Origin of the sequence: Photobacterium sanguinicancri (genome assembly GCF_002265265.1) — a bacterium.
In the GTDB taxonomy this organism is placed as follows: Bacteria; Pseudomonadota; Gammaproteobacteria; order Enterobacterales; family Vibrionaceae; genus Photobacterium; species Photobacterium sanguinicancri.
Genome location: NZ_NOIF01000107.1, coordinates 1 through 16,645, shown reverse-complemented (window position 1 = coordinate 16,645; position 16,645 = coordinate 1). Strand labels below are relative to the sequence as shown.

15 protein-coding genes are annotated in these 16,645 nt (G+C 45.6%); 8 read left to right on the top strand and 7 right to left on the bottom strand.

What is annotated here, in order from left to right:
- Nucleotides 1-316 precede the first annotated feature (316 nt).
- The 6 genes from ASV53_RS15475 to ASV53_RS15450 are packed head-to-tail and all read right to left on the bottom strand — an operon-like array spanning nucleotide 317 to nucleotide 4,178.
- Nucleotides 317-934 carry a DUF1190 family protein gene (locus ASV53_RS15475; RefSeq protein WP_062691943.1) on the bottom strand — a complete coding sequence of 206 codons (618 nt, stop codon included), beginning with the start codon at nucleotides 932-934 and terminating at the stop codon, nucleotides 317-319.
- A gap of 10 nt (nucleotides 935-944) precedes the next feature.
- A complete protein-coding gene (locus ASV53_RS15470; protein WP_062691941.1) occupies nucleotides 945-1,361 on the bottom strand; it encodes a DUF350 domain-containing protein in 417 nt (138 codons plus the stop codon).
- 28 nt (nucleotides 1,362-1,389) lie between these two features.
- Nucleotides 1,390-2,025: a YjfK family protein gene (locus tag ASV53_RS15465; RefSeq protein ID WP_062691939.1), complete on the bottom strand. Its 636-nt coding sequence runs from the start codon at nucleotides 2,023-2,025 to the stop codon at nucleotides 1,390-1,392.
- A complete protein-coding gene (locus ASV53_RS15460) occupies nucleotides 2,018-3,064 on the bottom strand; it encodes a potassium channel family protein (RefSeq protein WP_094957727.1) in 1,047 nt (348 codons plus the stop codon). Before ASV53_RS15460 ends, ASV53_RS15465 begins: the two co-directional genes overlap by 8 nt.
- A gap of 29 nt (nucleotides 3,065-3,093) precedes the next feature.
- Nucleotides 3,094-3,780: a PspA/IM30 family protein gene (locus tag ASV53_RS15455; RefSeq protein ID WP_094957726.1), complete on the bottom strand. Its 687-nt coding sequence runs from the start codon at nucleotides 3,778-3,780 to the stop codon at nucleotides 3,094-3,096.
- Nucleotides 3,777-4,178 carry a DUF2170 family protein gene (locus ASV53_RS15450; protein ID WP_062691936.1) on the bottom strand — a complete coding sequence of 134 codons (402 nt, stop codon included), beginning with the start codon at nucleotides 4,176-4,178 and terminating at the stop codon, nucleotides 3,777-3,779. Before ASV53_RS15450 ends, ASV53_RS15455 begins: the two co-directional genes overlap by 4 nt.
- Nucleotides 4,179-4,754: 576 nt before the next feature.
- Here ASV53_RS15450 and ASV53_RS15445 point away from each other — a divergent pair.
- From ASV53_RS15445 to nirD, 8 genes are all read left to right on the top strand, one after another.
- Nucleotides 4,755-7,631, top strand: coding sequence for a nitrate reductase (locus ASV53_RS15445; protein WP_094957725.1), 2,877 nt, complete (start codon nucleotides 4,755-4,757; stop codon nucleotides 7,629-7,631).
- Between the two features lie 74 nt (nucleotides 7,632-7,705).
- Nucleotides 7,706-8,599: a uroporphyrinogen-III C-methyltransferase gene (gene cobA / locus ASV53_RS15440; RefSeq protein ID WP_439126488.1), complete on the top strand. Its 894-nt coding sequence runs from the start codon at nucleotides 7,706-7,708 to the stop codon at nucleotides 8,597-8,599.
- Between the two features lie 124 nt (nucleotides 8,600-8,723).
- Complete coding sequence (locus tag ASV53_RS15435; protein WP_094957723.1) at nucleotides 8,724-9,305, top strand: ANTAR domain-containing response regulator; 582 nt, start codon at nucleotides 8,724-8,726, stop codon at nucleotides 9,303-9,305.
- Nucleotides 9,306-9,739: 434 nt separating this feature from the next.
- On the top strand, nucleotides 9,740-11,122 hold the full coding sequence (locus tag ASV53_RS15430; protein WP_239928807.1) for a CmpA/NrtA family ABC transporter substrate-binding protein: 1,383 nt from the start codon (nucleotides 9,740-9,742) through the stop codon (nucleotides 11,120-11,122).
- 9 nt (nucleotides 11,123-11,131) lie between these two features.
- Nucleotides 11,132-12,106, top strand: a complete 975-nt coding sequence (locus tag ASV53_RS15425) for an ABC transporter permease (protein WP_094957722.1) — start codon at nucleotides 11,132-11,134, stop codon at nucleotides 12,104-12,106.
- Nucleotides 12,107-12,291: 185 nt separating this feature from the next.
- On the top strand, nucleotides 12,292-13,077 hold the full coding sequence (locus tag ASV53_RS15420; protein ID WP_239928809.1) for an ABC transporter ATP-binding protein: 786 nt from the start codon (nucleotides 12,292-12,294) through the stop codon (nucleotides 13,075-13,077).
- 8 nt (nucleotides 13,078-13,085) lie between these two features.
- The gene (nirB, locus tag ASV53_RS15415; RefSeq protein ID WP_094957721.1) at nucleotides 13,086-15,584 is read left to right on the top strand and encodes a nitrite reductase large subunit NirB; all 2,499 of its coding nucleotides are present in this window, start codon (nucleotides 13,086-13,088) and stop codon (nucleotides 15,582-15,584) included.
- A complete protein-coding gene (gene nirD, locus ASV53_RS15410) occupies nucleotides 15,584-15,916 on the top strand; it encodes a nitrite reductase small subunit NirD (protein WP_062691928.1) in 333 nt (110 codons plus the stop codon). The genes nirB and nirD overlap by 1 nt, the downstream gene beginning before the upstream one ends.
- 225 nt (nucleotides 15,917-16,141) lie before the next feature.
- On the opposite strand, the gene ASV53_RS15405 is transcribed toward nirD, so the two are convergent.
- The coding region (locus tag ASV53_RS15405; protein ID WP_275657104.1) for a transketolase-like TK C-terminal-containing protein at nucleotides 16,142-16,645 on the bottom strand (504 nt) is incomplete at its 5' end.

Here is a 16,645-nt window from a genome sequence, read left to right as displayed (position 1 = left end):
TTAATTCTATTTGTTAAATATAAATCTTAACAATCTAATAATTAGTCAGCAATAATAAGAAGTTGCTGTTGATTCTATTTTTATTATTATTGATTCAGTGGTGAAGCGACCGTTAAGTTCATGCGTTGACTTTTGTTGCGATAAAAAGAAAAAGCGATGCTTAAGCTGTGATCTAACTCTCATGTAAGAGGGTGAGTTGTTCTATGTTAGCTAAATGAGCATTTCACTCTGTGGTAAAACGATGTTGAGAAAAGGACCAATACCGCCTGACAATTTGTATTGTATGAACGGTATTGGAAGAGAGGGCGTAAGGAGGTTAGCCTCCCCAACTCTTACTTGATGATTTACTGCTGCTCCAGCCAGATTTTGCCGATACGCTTGAACCAAACCCACCGCGGGAAATAGTACGACTGGTGGTCGCTTTAGGTTTCATCTGATCTTTACCGACTCGTACCGTTGTTTTGCGGTATGAACTGCGGCCGTAATCGTAACCATCTGCTGTGGTCCAGCGATCGTAGAATACGCTGCCTGGGTAGTAAGAACGGAACATTGGCTGAGAATAATAGCCGCGGTTATTGTCCATCATACGGGCAAACATGAACCCAGCCATCGCTGGCATAAACCAGTTATTACCCGGCGATTGCATACAACCATTAGAACCAAACTCTGATACACAATCGTTCATGGATTGGTATTTAGGTGCAGTACGCGATGCCTCATCTAAGGCAAACTGATACGCGGATTGGCACTGCTCGGTATAGCTTGGATTGTCATTAACACAATCGTCTAGTGAGTGGTAAATTTCAGCTTCGGTACTGTTATCGCTACAACCTGTCAGCGCAACACCCGCAAACACCGCAGTTAGCGGTGTAATCATGTACGGACGCCAGTTTTTACGCATACTGGCGAGGACGACTCGTTCACTTCGTTTCATCGCCTGTCTCCTAGTACGTCATGCATGCAGCATTAAGAAGGCCTACCGACACCGATGTTGCAGCCATCAGAATACCTGCTGGGATTTCACCAGCCTCAATGCGTTCAACGATTTTAGGCATAAAACCAAAGCGTACGATGACAAAAGCAATCAGCTGTGCAGCCAGTGCCACTAAGCCCCAAATTGCAAAATCGATGAGGTTAACTGAATTAGAAGCAGCCCCTGCAACAGCAAGGCTGTAACCTAAAATAGAACCTGATAAAGCAATAGCAGCAGCGGTATTTTTGTCTTCTTTAACTAATTTCCACTCGTCATACGGTGTGCAACGAACATAGACAAACTTGAACAGCATCAAGAAGACTAATGACAGCGAAAAGTACAGTAGAAATGCGCCAAGACCGGCAAGTGATTGACTCAAAACATCCATGATAAATCCTATAACTATCTTATGTAAATTAACCGATTAAGGTGAAATCTGTCGGCGTGAGGTTAAAGCCAGTACTGGTCACAAGGCTCCATTCTGCACGGTTCTTGATGATCTTTTCTTCACCTGCAATCATGAGTGATTCATATTGCTCACTGGCGGCTTCACGTTCATAAACCATAACAAACTGGTCGGTTTCTGCTGTGGTGCCGTCAAGAAGGTAGGTTTTTTCTGTCATAGCGACAGGGCGCTCGTTTTCCCACACTTTTTCAAAATCGTACCCTTCAAGCTGTTTACTTGGCTGTACTATTTGATTATCAAGGGCATCTTGCCACTGGGTTTGCGAGTCTATTGGCTTAGTATGGTAGAAGTAGTACAGCTTCACTTCGCTGACATCTGCATCAGAGGGACCATGCTGTAATACTTGTACAAAGCCATCGTCGTCGGTGTAGTAACGTAATAAACGTGTTTGCTCGTCTAAATTGACTTCACCAACGGCTTGAATAAGGTGCGTACGTGCCGCGCCTTCAATGATTAAATCGGGTTCGATAAGCTTGAGTTTCAAATCATCAAGTTCAAAGGCACCACCAAGGCGCAAACCGAGTACTTCAGGCACCTCTATTTTTGGGGCTTCTGGGGCCATTTTCTTTTTCAGCCAATCAAACATCATGCTCTCCTAGTTTATGCCAGTGAAACGAATCAACACGTTCATCTGCGATATAAAACAGTTTTGCATCGGCAGTGACTGCTTTATTTAGCGGAGGATTGAGCTCCACGCCATCACCGCTGTCAATGGCGATTAGAATTGCATCATGCTGTTTTTTAAATAAAGAGAACAATGGCGCTATGGTTGTTTCAGCTTTGTCGCTTGGGAAATTCACCGAATACTGGGTCATCCCTTTGTTGGTGCTGAGTAACTCATGGTGCAATTCGCTAGAGCCAGGATCGACCGCCGCTTTAGCGAGCATTTCAACGGATACCGATGGAATGCACTCGGCATTAGGGCAGTGTTGTTTCAGAAGGTCACTCAAGGCTTCATCATTGAAGTAAGCCAATAAATGCGCTGTTGGGTTTTGATTGGCGCAATAGAGTGAGGCAGATAGGGTGACATCATCTTCTGGGTTATCAATGATGATGCAATCAGCATCAGCGACACCTGCGCGTGCCATGCCAGCGTGATCGGTAAAGCTGACGACACGGACAAATTCAATTTTTCCTGGTAATGGGTTTTCCATTTCAGGGCGAACACACAGTACGATATCGCGACGGCCTTGTTCTTCATGCAATAGCATGTTGATTAGGCTTAATGTGCGTTGTTCATTCCAACCAAGCACCAGAATGTGTTTATTCACTTTTAAACTCCGTTTTCCCATTAACCCGCCTTTCCAGTAGTGGATCAGCAAGCTCGCGATACGGCTAACGCCGATGGCAAAAAGACCAAGGCCACCGGGAATAACAAATAGGGCCACCGCCCATTTACCAAGATCGGTCGTTGGCGACATATCGCCATAGCCGACGGTTGAGGCGGTAACAAAGAGGTAGTAGATGAAATCAGTCAATGAGTGCGTAAGTGCTTGCTCACCAGCCAAACGCAGTAATAGCCAGCTAATTGCGGCATATATTACCGATGACAGTAGTAAGTTTCGCCCACTTAATTGACCAAACTGGGTTAACATCCAGCGACGTAAGAGTAACCACATCGACATCTACAACCTCCTATTCACACGGTAAGTGGTTATTTACCTAAGATACGTGCTAGTTCATCTTCTGCTGATTGCGTGCCGCCCGGAGTAATACCGGCTTCAGCCAATTTTTTATCAAGGCTGCTGCCTGATTGTTCTTCTGCCATTTCCGCAGCCGCTTCAAGTTGTGCTGATTTTTCAGCTTGGCGACGTTTAATACGGTCTAATGATTCAACAGCAGTATGCATTTTTGCATTCGCGCCCACGTTAGTCGCAGATACGGCACTTTGTGCTTTTTGTACTGCTTCATTTGCTTTAACGACATCGACTTGCTGCTCAAGTTGACGCAGTTTGTCTTTGGCTTGGGCAATGTTTGTGCGCATGCTTTGCTCTGATTGCGTGAACTGATCTAAGTAAGTCTGTTCTGCTTGCTGCTCGTTACGCAATGTTGCCACTTTTTGTGCGCACTCTAGGGCAAGATCTTGCTGACCTTTATCCATAGCTCCGCGGGCGTGTGTTTCGTATTCATTAATGCCTTGTTCGAAGCTAGCCACTTTTTGCGATGACATCTTGCGTTTAGCAACAATTTTCACCAACGCTTCATCTGAGCGGCGGAGTTCTAATTTTGCTTCACGGATTTCTTGATCAAGAATACGTAATGCTTGATTGTCTGCTACAGCTTCAGCTGCTTCGTTTGCGCCGCCTTTAAGGGCTGTAACTAGTTTTTTCCAAACACTCATGCTGCATTCTCCGCTAGGTGATCTTGGTAAAGCTCAATGAAAGCTTCAACATTTCGGTATAGGGTCGCGACTTCAATAACGACACTCTCAGCTTTTGATTGTGAAGATAATGAACCAAACGCGACGTAGTAGCTTTCACCATCAAGATCGCTTAGACCGATAGTTGATAGTGGGAACATCTTATGAGTGCGAAGAACAAATTCGTTCAATGCACTGACGTCTTTTACTTGTTGTTGTGAAAACAACAGTACTTCAACCAAAATCTGCTCACCTGCAACGGCAAGATATGCTTCGATTTGGTCTTCATTTTTGATTATTAGTGTCTGCTCGGAAGCTTCAACTTGCCAGCCGTCATGTGCGCTAAGTAACGATTGAAGTTCAGGTAGTTGCCACGTCATTGTGAGCCCCTTTATTTAGTGTGTTTAACATAGTCAATGAATGTATCAATTACGATTCGTTGTAATGTGTGTTAGATCCAACTAGATGGAAAACGTTCAATTTACTTTGTATCAAACGGTATAAAGCAAGGCAAAAAGTGCTCGTATATTATGACGTTATATCCATGATATAGCTGCAAGTTTAAACAGATATCTGATGAATTGTGAAGAGATTAGGCTTTTTTGTGTAACAAGTCGTCAAAAAATAGGCACATCATGCCGAGGTGGCGCCACAGAGGATGTATGACGGGAGGGATTAATGAACATTTATGGTGCAACTAAGCCCCTATCCGAAGCAGCGTCAGAACTCAGGAGCCATGCCTGATAGCTAATTCATTGAAAGTTAAATAGAAAAATATCTGGCATGATGAATGCTATTTATTTAAGGCAAACCGGGAAAAATAACAGCACATTTAGATACGTTTGGGCCAATAGAGCGGCCTATGCATAGGCATTGACGCCTGTCCCTTTGAGGGGCAGGCGTTTTTTTATGCCGTTTAAGGTAAACAACGCAGTCTTCTAATGGTAGGGAGAAACATGCAATCACAAAACATTCAATCAGCGTGTCCATACTGTGGTGTGGGGTGTGGGGTCAAAATTTGCGATGGCAAAATAGAAGGGGATGCTAGTCACCCTGCAAACCAAGGGGCATTGTGCGTAAAAGGAACAGCATTAGCGGATAGCCTCAGTATGCCATCACGCTTACTGTACCCAAAGGTATCTCAGCAAGAAGTGAGCTGGGACACTGCAACATCGGTGATTAGCGATAAGATCCAACAAATCCTTGTGGAATCAGGCCCCGAAGCGATTGGGATGTATGTTTCAGGACAGTTGCTGACAGAAGACTATTATGTCGCCAACAAACTAATGAAGGGGTTTATTGGTAGCGCTAATATCGATACCAACTCGAGGTTGTGTATGTCTTCCGCTGTTGTCGCACATATACGTGCATTCGGCGAAGATGTGGTCCCAGTGACTTATGAAGACATTGATGATACCGACTTAATCGTAATAGTTGGTGCTAACACGGCTTGGACGCACCCAGTGGTGTTTCGACGTATTCAACAAGCGAGAGAAAAGAACCCAAATGTAAAACTGGTCGTGATTGATCCGCGTAAAACGGTTACCGCAGAGCAGGCTGATTTGTTTTTACAGATTGGAAACGATGGTGATGTAACACTATTTAATGGCCTGATTCGCTATATGGTCGATCATGGCGCTATTGATCATCGTTTTGTTAAGGCGCATACCAATGGTGCCGATGAGCTATTGCAAGTTGTTCAGGGACCTGATTTTTTGATTGCAAACATCGCCCGACAGTTAGGTGTTGATGATCAAGCCCTGACTACTTTTTACCGGTGGTTTTCAGCAAGCCCAACAGCGATCACTGTGTTTTGCCAAGGGATTAATCAGGCCGAAGACGGTGCAGATAAAGGCAATGCAATTATAAATTGTCACTTGCTCAGTGGCAAAATAGGGAAGCAAGGTGCTGGCCCATTTTCGATAACTGGGCAGCCAAATGCAATGGGAGGTCGAGAGGTCGGTGGCCTTGCTAACCAGTTAGCTGTTCATCGTGGTTTTGACCCAGATACGCTCAGTTATGTCCGCCAAGCGTGGCAAGCTCCAAATCTCGCACAAAAAGCGGGCTTGAAAGCCGTTGATTTATTTGATGCTGTGGCCCGTGGTGATATTCGTTTTTTATGGATTATTGCCACTAATCCTGCGGTATCTCTACCCAATAGTGCCCGTGTAAGAGCGGCATTAGCACAATGTGAATGTGTCGTGGTATCTGACATCTGTGCGAATACCGACACCGCTTACTATGCCGATATTTTACTCCCTGCTGCTGGCTGGGGGGAAAAATCGGGAATGGTCACCAATTCCGAGCGTTGCATGACACGCCAACGTGCATTTATGCCCCCCCCCGGTGCTGCAAAACCAGATTGGCAGATCCTTGCAGATGTTGGACGTAAGTTAGGTTATGAGGAAGCATTTTCGTTTACCTCGGAAGCGGATATTTTCAGAGAATATGCTGCGCTAACGGCGATTAATAAAAAGACGCGTTTTAAGCTTGATCTATCGGCCTTAGCGACGATATCGGATGATGATTATGCCAAGTGGCGACCGACGCGTTGGCCATTAGACCAGGGAGTGACAGACCCCCAACCTCTTTATCACGACGGTGTTTTTGCGACCTCAAATGCTAAAGCCAACCTTGTAGTGCCTGCTCAATTACAATCTTATCAGTTACAGCCTCATCAGTTACAGCCTGTGCCTTCTCATACAGAACAACATGATTTACCCCGTTGGTGGCTTAATACTGGTCGCCAGCGTGATCAGTGGCACACCATGACGCGTACTGGCCATATTACGGCATTGGCACAATCTGAGGCTGAACCCACGGTTTACATGCATCCATTGAGTGTGCAACAAGCAGGCTTAACGGTTGGGCAGCTAGTGGTTCTGCGCGCACCAAGCTCATTTCCCCTGAAATCGACGTTATCTGTGCACCGGTCTTCAGTGGAGCCAACGGTTTTATCGGATATCGCTTATTTACCTGACTCTGCTTGTTCACCTAGTATCCCCCCTGCAATTATCGTGCGTTTACAGAGTGATGAAGGGTTGCGTCGCGATCAGGTTTTTATGTCGATGCATTGGGCGGGGGTGTTTGGTGGCCCTAATACGGTGAATCATGTTGTGGCACCTACTGTTGATACCCTCTCAGGTCAGCCTGCGTTTAAATCTAGCCAAGTGACTATCACGCCAGCACCAGACATGTTGCATGGTTTGTACCTCGGTGACCAAGAGCCCGCGCTGCCCGATATCGATTATTGTAGCTATCAAAAAAGTTGGCAAAGTGGCATTTGGCGTTTTGCTCAAAGCAAGCCTGCTGATTGCCCATCTAGCTTTAATCCTGACTCTGCAGCATTAGCGATGTGGTTAAAAACGCTTTTGGGTAATGAAAGAGTGGGTAACGAAAAAAGGGCTGATTTACCCTCTGCTCAATCTTTGTTACCAAGCGTCGCTAAACGATTAGTCATTGAGCAATCATGGGGTTATGTCGCCGTCGAACTTAATATGATGGGTGAGCACTCAGTTGTTACTGGGATCTTAGCCTTAAGTTACCATCCGATTGTGCTTGATGTTGCAACGTTCGGCGAATTGGTAGCGAAGCCATTTTCGTTGGCGCCAGTATTAACGGCGCTTAGTCATGATCGGCAATCGAGTCGGCTGATTTGCAGCTGCTTTCGTGTCACCGATCAGCAGATCATAGATGCAGTAGAAAAAGAGGGGGTGGTCAGCCTCTATCAACTACAAACGCAGTTAAAGTGCGGTACCAATTGTGGCTCTTGTCTACCTGAAGTAGAAAAACAATTCGGCCTAGTTATCGCATCGGTAACGCACAACCTGTGACCGATAGCGAGATTAAGTCATGTTCATCCAGAGTAATGGTTGGCATAAGGAGTGAGAATTTTATGGATAAGCGAATGAAAATGTCAGAGCAAGATACAGCATTTCATGATCACTTTACGCTGCACCGTGAGTATCAAGATAACCGTACTGATATATCGCAAGTGGCTGCAAAGGTAAGCATTGCAGATGAAAGTGTAGAGAGCAAAGGCTTTGTAAGCTTAGTGGGTGCAGGCCCAAGCGACCCTGATTTACTTACCGTGAAAGCATTGAGAGCCATTCAGCAGGCGGATGTCTTGGTTTACGATCGCCTCGTCAGCCAAGAGATTATTGCCTTAGCCAACCCCGATGCTGAACATTTATATGTGGGAAAGCGTTGTGGTTTTCCTAGCTTAAAACAGCATGATATTAACGCACTTTTGATCTCTAAGGCGCAACAAGGTTTGTATGTTGTGCGGTTAAAAGGGGGAGACCCGTTGATTTTTGGGCGTGGTGGTGAAGAAGGCTTAGCGCTGGTACAACATAATATCCGTTTTGAGTTTATTCCTGGCATCACTGCTGCACTCGGCTGTGCGGCCTCATCGTTTATTCCGCTGACACATCGCCAAGTATCTCGTTCTGTCACCTTTATTACCGGTCATGTGGTGACAGGATCGTTACCCGCATGGTCGATGCTAGCGAACGAAGGGCAGACGTTAGTGTTTTATATGGGGCTAGAAAAAGCAATAGAGATTGAAACGGGGTTATTACAGGCAGGTTTAGCCGCGACGACACCTGTAGCTGTGGTAACGCATGGGTGCTCGCCATTGCAGCAGGTCTATGTTGATCAGCTTGATGGCTTACAGATACTTGCACGTAAGTTGAAAGGTGAGTCGCCAGCACTACTGATAATTGGTGACGTTGTCACACTTAGGGCTGAATTAACAGCTACCATCATCGGGGCTAAATCAGAGCTGGTGGCCTGTTCTTAACCATCCCTCCCTGAATTTATCTAAGCGTGACATTCTTGCTAGCGAAAATGGCAGGTAATTTGCTTCTACTTACAGATAGTCAGCATCATAAAAAGAATAATTATGCAGGTAAGAGGGGGCGTAAATGAAGGGAAAGCAACTCATCGTCTGTAGCGATGATTTACAACAGCAAGCTGTTATTAGTGGTAGGTTGGCGGCTGATTACGACAAGGTGATAGGGTGCACTTTCCATCAACTTGATGCCTTGGTGGCTCAGTATTCACAGTGTATTTTGGTGGTGTCGTGGCGGCAACCTAGTGCTGAATTAAGCGTAATCGTTAATCATGCCGCGTCTTCACATATCCCATTATTAATTCTGCTTCGACAGCTTAATCAAAATGATATCAATCGCTTACCAGAGCCTAATGGTTATGTCATGTTACCTGCTGATAGCCAATTTGATTTATCAGCATGGGTGTTTCGAGCAGAGCAGGTTCGTCAGTGTCAACGGCAACAAGAATCAGAAATTGAGCAGCTGACGCAGAAATTAGCAGATCGTAAGTGGGTCGAGAAAGCCAAGGGATTACTCATGGCGCATCATGGTTTAGATGAAGAGAGTGCGTTTAAAGCGCTGCGAGTAGCGGCGATGAATAACAGCCAATCTCTTGCGCAAGTGGCGAGAAATATTGTTCAGACTTTGAGTGTATTAAGCGATTCTCGCTCTTAGATCTATCTAAGCCAAGGTTAGCTTTGGTGCAAGCTGCACCATTTAGAAGCGGTATTTATGGTTACGAATTTCGTATGTAGTTAAGTGTTTGATTATTAGTTATTAAAAATACAATTATCTTGGCACAAAAAATGGATTGTTTATGAAAGGTGATAAGACAAGTCGCTAAAAAATCATTAAGAGCAGCGCTTAACCCGCGCTTTTGGTAATAACATTCAGCAAAATTACGGTTTATTACGGTACTAGTACCGAGTAGTTTTCAAAAAATATGACTCGATGGTTTTCCATTGAGAACTAACCTCCCTAGCTCAACGGCGGGCATGAGAGGTTGGCAACGACGCCACTGTTTCTTCATGAAGCAGTGGCGTTTTTTGTTTGTGTTTTTTATCTCGGTATTCGTGGCTAAAAAGTTTTTTGATATAGAGGAGCAACACATGAAGCAAACAAGGATGTGGTCCCCCCCTAGGCAAGTGTCGCATTGGTTGTGCTGTATTGGTGCAGTATTTACGTTACCTGCGTATGCCGCAGTGGGAGAGCCAGAGCGTGAAGATCTGGCGTTTGGGTTTATCAAGCTAACGGATATGGCACCGTTGGCCGTTGCTTATGAAAAGGGCTTTTTCGAAGATGAGGGCCTGTATGTCACATTGGAAGCGCAAGCCAACTGGAAGGTATTGCTTGATCGGGTTATCGATGGCCAGCTGGACGGTGCACACATGCTTGCTGGGCAACCGCTAGGAGCAACGATAGGGATTGGTACTCAGGCTGAAGTCATTACGGCTTTTAGCATGGACTTAAACGGTAACGCCATTACTGTCTCGAATGATGTATGGCAAAAAATGAAGCCAAATCTGGCACTTGATGCAGATGGAAAAGTGGCGCACCCCATAGCTGCAACGGCATTAAAACCTGTGGTTGATTCTTATCTTGATGAGGGTAAAGCCTTCAATATGGGTATGGTCTTTCCTGTTTCTACTCATAATTATGAACTTCGTTATTGGTTAGCGGCTGGAGGATTACACCCTGGCTATTATGCGCCTCAAAAAGGGGACAATAGCGGTCAGATTGATGCGGATGTTTTACTGAGTGTGACACCGCCTCCTCAAATGCCCGCGACGATGGAAGCTGGCACCATTAAAGGCTATTGCGTAGGAGAACCTTGGAATCAACAAGCGGTATTTAAAGGAATTGGCGTGCCTGTTGTGACTGATTATGAGATTTGGAAAAACAATCCAGAGAAAGTGTTCGGGGTATCGAAAAGCTGGGCGGAGAAATACCCCAATACTCATATTCGCGTGATCAAAGCGATGATCCGTGCGGCGCATTGGTTAGATGCAAACAACAATGCCAACCGTGTTGAAGCGGTGAAAATTCTGGCCAAAAGTGAGTATGTTGGCGCAGATGCGGAAGTCATTGCGAACAGCATGACGGGCACATTTGAGTATGAAAAAGGCGATAAGCGTGACGTACCTGATTTCAACGTCTTCTTTCGCTATAACGCAACGTACCCCTATTACAGCGACGCGATTTGGTACTTAACGCAGATGCGCCGTTGGGGGCAAATTCCACAGCAGCAAACAGATCAATGGTACATGGATGTTGCTAGGCAAGTGTACCGCCCAGACATCTATCAACAAGCGGTTAATGCGCTGCTTGAAGATGGGGTGTTGAACGCCGCTGATTTTCCAGATTTTAACGTGGAAGATGGTTTTCGTTCACCACAAACCCATTTCATTGATGGCATCACCTACGACGGTAAACAGCCTAATGCGTACCTGAAGCAGTTTGCGATTGGCTTAAAAGATGATCACGCGATCTAAGGGACGATTATGTCGAACAATATTGCACTTTTACGTCGTATGCCTGATAGAAAAATCATGCTTAATCAATCGCGTACCTTGTTACTTCCTGTGATTGGTCTCCTTATTTTTTTATTCGTTTGGCACTTAGCCGCAAAGCAAATACAAACCTCGTTAGGTGCTTTGCCTGGTCCAACGCAAACCTACCAGCAATTCACTTATTTAGTTGACGAGCATTTTGCGCAAGCAGAAAAAGCCGACGCGTTTATGTTACGCCAAGAAAAACGTAATGCCGAAAAACTGGCGAAAAATCCCGACGCTAAAGTGAAAACTCGCCCGTATACGGGGAAGCCCACTTTCTTTGACCAAATAATCACGAGCTTAGTGACGGTGGCTTGTGGGTTTGTCTTGGCATCGGTGATTGCGATTCCGCTCGGTATCTTATTAGGTATTAATAACAGTTTATATATGGCAGTAAACCCCATTATTCAGTTACTTAAACCTATTTCACCGTTGGCGTGGCTCCCCATAGTGACCATGGTTGTCAGTGCTGTTTATGTCAGTAGTGATCCGCTTTTTCCTAAATCATTTGTCATTTCGCTGTTTACCGTTGCCATGTGTAGTTTGTGGCCCACTTTGATCAATACCGCAGTCGGTGTCGCCAATATCGATAAAGACCTGATGAATGTGAGTCGTGTCTTACAGTTATCGAACTTACAGCATGTGCGCACCATCGTTTTACCGTCTGCAACCCCGATGATGTTTACGGGATTACGTTTGTCACTAGGGATCGCATGGATGGTGCTCATTGCCGCTGAAATGTTGGCGCAAAATCCGGGCTTAGGAAAGTTTGTATGGGACGAATTTCAAAATGGCAGCTCGGCCTCTTTGGGACGGATCATGGTGGCTGTATTTGTTATCGGCTTGATAGGGCTGCTATTGGACCGCGCCATGCTCGCGCTACAAAAGAAAGTGTCGTGGAATAAACAGCAATTGCTGCGCTAGGCATGAGAGACATGAGAGACATGAGAGACATGAGTGATGTGAGCAGATAAGGACAAGTTATGACTAAAAGCATGAATACAGTGACGAATGAAAGCACTAAGGCAAGCCCGAAGATAGGCACAAGAGCGAATGTCTCTGCGAATAAAACGGCCAATAAAACGTTTTTAGAATTGACGCAGCTTGGCATGCGCTACCCTACCGCGCAAGGTGACTTTGTTGCATTGCAAAACGTCAATTTCACCATTAAGCAAGGCGAGTTCATTTCGTTAATTGGGCATTCTGGTTGTGGTAAATCAACGGTGTTGGATTTGATTGCAGGCCTGCAAATACCCACAGATGGTGGCGTCATTGTGGGTAATAAAGAAGTTTCGGGTCCAGGGCCTGATAGGGCGGTGGTGTTTCAAAATCACGCGCTACTACCTTGGTTGAATGTATATCAAAATGTGGAATTAGCATTTAAACAAGTGAACAAAGGCATGAGCAAAAAAGCCCTGCGCCCAGCGGTTATGCATTACCTCGATTTAGTGCAAATAAGCCATGCTGCCGATAAACGCCCTGATGAAATTTCAGGAGGAATGAAGCAGCGCGTTGGGATTGCTCGGGCGTTAGCCATGAAGCCCAAAGTGTTGCTCATGGATGAGCCATTTGGAGCTCTTGATGCGCTGACGCGTGCGCATTTACAAGATGCGCTAATGGCGATTCAGGCTGAGTTGAAAAACACCGTCATTATGATCACCCACGATGTTGATGAAGCGGTATTGCTATCAGATCGGATAGTGATGATGACCAACGGCCCTGCCGCCACCATAGGTGAAGTACTCGATGTTGAGATCGAAAAGCCACGTAATCGGATTGAATTGGCAAACGATGAAACGTATCAGCATCTTCGTCAGCAAGTGTTGCGTTTCTTGTATGAAAAGCAGCGCAAAGTAGAACCGATCACGTCGTCCGAAAAACAGAGAGTTGCTTAGGAGGCTATATGGATAAGGAACATTTAATTATCGTCGGGAACGGTATGGTGGGTCATCACTTAGTGCAGCAATTAGTTGAGCAAGGTGCCACCAATCAGTTTTATATTACCGTGATCGGTGAAGAGCGTTATGCCGCTTATGATCGCGTTCAGCTTTCATCGCTGTTCTCGGGTAAAGATCACAGCGACCTCATGCTGGGTGATAGCCAGTGGTATCAAGATAATAATATTGAATTGGTGCTGGGCAGTTGCGTAACCCATATTGATCGTTCGCAACAACGGGTTGAATTAGACAGTGAGGTGATCCTTGGGTATGACAAATTGGTTCTGGCGACTGGCTCGACCCCATTTGTACCGCCGATTAAAGGCTATGATCGCGAAAATTGCTTTGTTTATCGTACTTTGGATGACTTGTGCGCCATTCGTAAAGCTTGTGATGGGGCTAGAACAGGGGCCGTTATTGGTGGTGGCTTACTCGGGTTAGAAGCGGCAAATGCACTACGCTTGCTGGGGGTAAAAACCCATGTGGTTGAATTCGCGCCAAGACTAATGCCAGTGCAGCTAGATGAGGGAGCGGGTGAATTACTGGCGCAAAAAGTGACTGATCTTGGGGTATCAGTACATACATCGATGATCACTGAATCTATCTGCGACGGTGAAACCGCGAAGCATCGTTTGACCTTTAAAGGTCGCGAACCGTTAGAAGTCGATGTACTGGTTTTTTCCGCGGGGATCAGACCGCAAGATCAACTGGCAAGATTGGCTGGGCTCGATATCGGAGAGCGGGGCGGCATCGTGATTAACGATCATTGCCAAACCAATGATCCTGCCATTTTTGCCATAGGGGAGTGTGCATTGTGGCAGCAACGCATCTTTGGGTTAGTGGCGCCGGGTTATACCATGGCACGCATTGCAGCAGATAACCTATTAGGGGGGAAGAAAGCCTTCAGCGGCGCGGATATGAGTACCAAATTGAAGTTACTCGGTGTCGATGTCGCCTCCATTGGTGATGCACAAATGCAAACGGAAGGTGCACGAGAAGTCGTACTGCAAGATAACCAAATCGGTAGCTACAAAAAATTGATCACCGATGCCAAAGGTGAACGTTTATTGGGTGCCATATTGGTTGGAGATAATAGCGATTACGATGCGTTATTGCAGTGCTACCTTAATCAAATCGTCTTACCTGAACATGCTGCGCATTTATTATTTGATACTTCGATGCTATCAGGCGTTCAAAATGACGATGCCATTGTCTGTTCTTGCCATAACGTTACCCGAGGAGAGCTGGTGGCGAAAGTGCAGGCGGGTTGTCATGATATTGGAGAGCTAAAGCTATGCACTAAGGCAGGAACTGGGTGTGGTGGGTGTGGCACCATGGTAAAAACCATTCTTGATGACGAAATGGCCGCAATGGGCATGGAAGTGAGTGATCATTTGTGTGAGCACTTTGCTTATAGTCGCCAAGCTTTGTACCACCTCTGCCAAGTTGAAGGGATCCGCACCTTTGATGAATTAATGGATCAATATGGAACAGGCTTAGGGTGCGATATCTGTAAACCGACAGCCGCCTCAATTTTTGCCACATTGTGGAATGAACATGTGCTGGAATCTCACCATCAACCCCTCCAAGACTCTAACGACGCTTTTCTTGCCAATATTCAAAAAGATGGCAGTTATTCGGTTGTTCCTCGTGTACCGGGTGGTGAAATCACACCGGATAAATTGATTGTGTTAGGCGAAGTCGCACAGAAATTTGATCTTTATACCAAGATAACCGGAGGGCAGCGGGTTGATTTATTTGGTGCTCAACTGTCGCAATTACCCGCGATTTGGGAGGCCTTGATTCATGCAGGATTTGAAACTGGGCATGCTTACGGGAAATCACTACGGACAGTGAAGTCGTGCGTGGGATCGACCTGGTGTCGTTATGGTGTAGATGATTCTGTTAGCTTAGCAATAGAGCTAGAAAACCGTTACAAAGGGCTACGTTCTCCCCATAAATTGAAGTTCGCGGTCTCAGGTTGTACCCGAGAGTGCGCTGAAGCTCAAAGCAAAGATATCGGCATAATCGCAACCGAAAATGGCTGGAACCTCTATGTGGGTGGCAATGGTGGGATGCGCCCACGCCATGCGAACTTGTTTGCCTCAGATCTCGATAAAGACACATTAATTCAGTATATCGATCGCTTCTTGATGTTCTATGTCAAAACAGCGGATCGGCTACAGCGTACGTCAGTTTGGGTTGAAAGCGTAGATGGGGGATTAGCTTACCTGAAACAAGTGGTGATTGATGACGAACTCGGTATTGCGAATGAACTTGAAAGCCAGATGGCACATGTAATTGATAGTTATCAGTGTGAGTGGCAAACCACATTAAATTCAGAGGAAAAACTGGCGCGTTTCACCCAATTTGTGAATACAAAAACAGACCCTGAAATCACGACACCACAAGCGGGTTATCAACGTATTCGCGGTCAGCGTATCCCTTTGAAGGAGATTCAATAATGTGGACTAAAGTATGCCATCGTGAACAACTTATCCCTGAATCAGGTCGGGCCGCATTGGTTGAACAACAGCAACTTGCACTGTTTTATTTACCGTCAATCCAAGAACAGGTTTTTGCAGTAGGAAACTGGGATCCGATAGGAAAAGCCTTTGTGATCAGTCGGGGTATTGTCGGTGACATTGCAGGCCAGTTGTGCGTCGCTTCGCCTTTGTACAAACAACACTTTCAGCTGGCAACAGGTGAGTGTATCGAACAGCAAGGTATCCAATTACCTGTGTGGCAAACACAATGGCGCGGTGAAGAGTTGTGGATACATATGAATCAAGAATAAGCCTGAACCACACTGAACCTTATTGGTATTAATGATCTCACTTGGTTTTTTGCGTAGTTAAACATTGTGAGCGTTTTAGATAAAAAAAGCCGGACGAAAGTCCGGCAATGTAAGAAGGGATTCGGTTCTATCTCTCTTGCGAGAGGTAGAACTTTTTTATTTTTAGTATTCGCGTTGCGTTATAAAACAGAACTGACAAGAAGAAGCCAGCTCTGCTTTCGCAAATTAAGCTAGAAGCTCTTTCGCATTGTTCACTACGTTTTCAGTGGTGAAACCGAACATTTTGAATAGCTCGCCTGCAGGTGCAGATTCGCCAAATGTTGTCATACCAATGATACGACCATTTAGGCCAACATATTTGAACCAGAAGTCAGCAATACCCGCTTCTACAGCAACACGAGCAGTAACATCTGCTGGTAATACTGCTTCACGGTACGCTGCGTCTTGCTTGTCGAACACGTCTGTTGCTGGCATAGAAACTACGCGAACCTGACGACCTTCAGCCGTTAGTTGTGCTGCCGCTTCTACTGCTAGTTCAACTTCAGAACCTGTTGCGATGAAGATAAGCTCTGGTTTACCGGCACAATCTTTCAGGATGTAACCACCTTTCGCGATGTTAGCAACTTGCTCTGCATCACGTGGTTGTTGCGCTAGGTTTTGACGCGAGAAGATTAGCGATGTTGGGCCATCTTTACGTTCAATTGCCAGTTTCCAAGCAACAGCAGATTC

Bases quoted from the DNA above. Each gene is read 5' to 3' on its own strand.
- ASV53_RS15475 (WP_062691943.1), bottom strand. From the start codon at position 934: ATGAAACGAAGTGAACGAGTCGTCCTCGCCAGTATGCGTAAAAACTGG.
- ASV53_RS15470 (WP_062691941.1), bottom strand. From the start codon at position 1,361: ATGGATGTTTTGAGTCAATCACTTGCCGGTCTTGGCGCATTTCTACTG.
- ASV53_RS15465 (WP_062691939.1), bottom strand. From the start codon at position 2,025: ATGTTTGATTGGCTGAAAAAGAAAATGGCCCCAGAAGCCCCAAAAATA.
- ASV53_RS15460 (WP_094957727.1), bottom strand. From the start codon at position 3,064: ATGTCGATGTGGTTACTCTTACGTCGCTGGATGTTAACCCAGTTTGGT.
- ASV53_RS15455 (WP_094957726.1), bottom strand. From the start codon at position 3,780: ATGAGTGTTTGGAAAAAACTAGTTACAGCCCTTAAAGGCGGCGCAAAC.
- ASV53_RS15450 (WP_062691936.1), bottom strand. From the start codon at position 4,178: ATGACGTGGCAACTACCTGAACTTCAATCGTTACTTAGCGCACATGAC.
- ASV53_RS15445 (WP_094957725.1), top strand. From the start codon at position 4,755: ATGCAATCACAAAACATTCAATCAGCGTGTCCATACTGTGGTGTGGGG.
- cobA (WP_439126488.1), top strand. From the start codon at position 7,706: ATGAAAATGTCAGAGCAAGATACAGCATTTCATGATCACTTTACGCTG.
- ASV53_RS15435 (WP_094957723.1), top strand. From the start codon at position 8,724: ATGAAGGGAAAGCAACTCATCGTCTGTAGCGATGATTTACAACAGCAA.
- ASV53_RS15430 (WP_239928807.1), top strand. From the start codon at position 9,740: ATGAAGCAAACAAGGATGTGGTCCCCCCCTAGGCAAGTGTCGCATTGG.
- ASV53_RS15425 (WP_094957722.1), top strand. From the start codon at position 11,132: ATGTCGAACAATATTGCACTTTTACGTCGTATGCCTGATAGAAAAATC.
- ASV53_RS15420 (WP_239928809.1), top strand. From the start codon at position 12,292: ATGCGCTACCCTACCGCGCAAGGTGACTTTGTTGCATTGCAAAACGTC.
- nirB (WP_094957721.1), top strand. From the start codon at position 13,086: ATGGATAAGGAACATTTAATTATCGTCGGGAACGGTATGGTGGGTCAT.
- nirD (WP_062691928.1), top strand. From the start codon at position 15,584: ATGTGGACTAAAGTATGCCATCGTGAACAACTTATCCCTGAATCAGGT.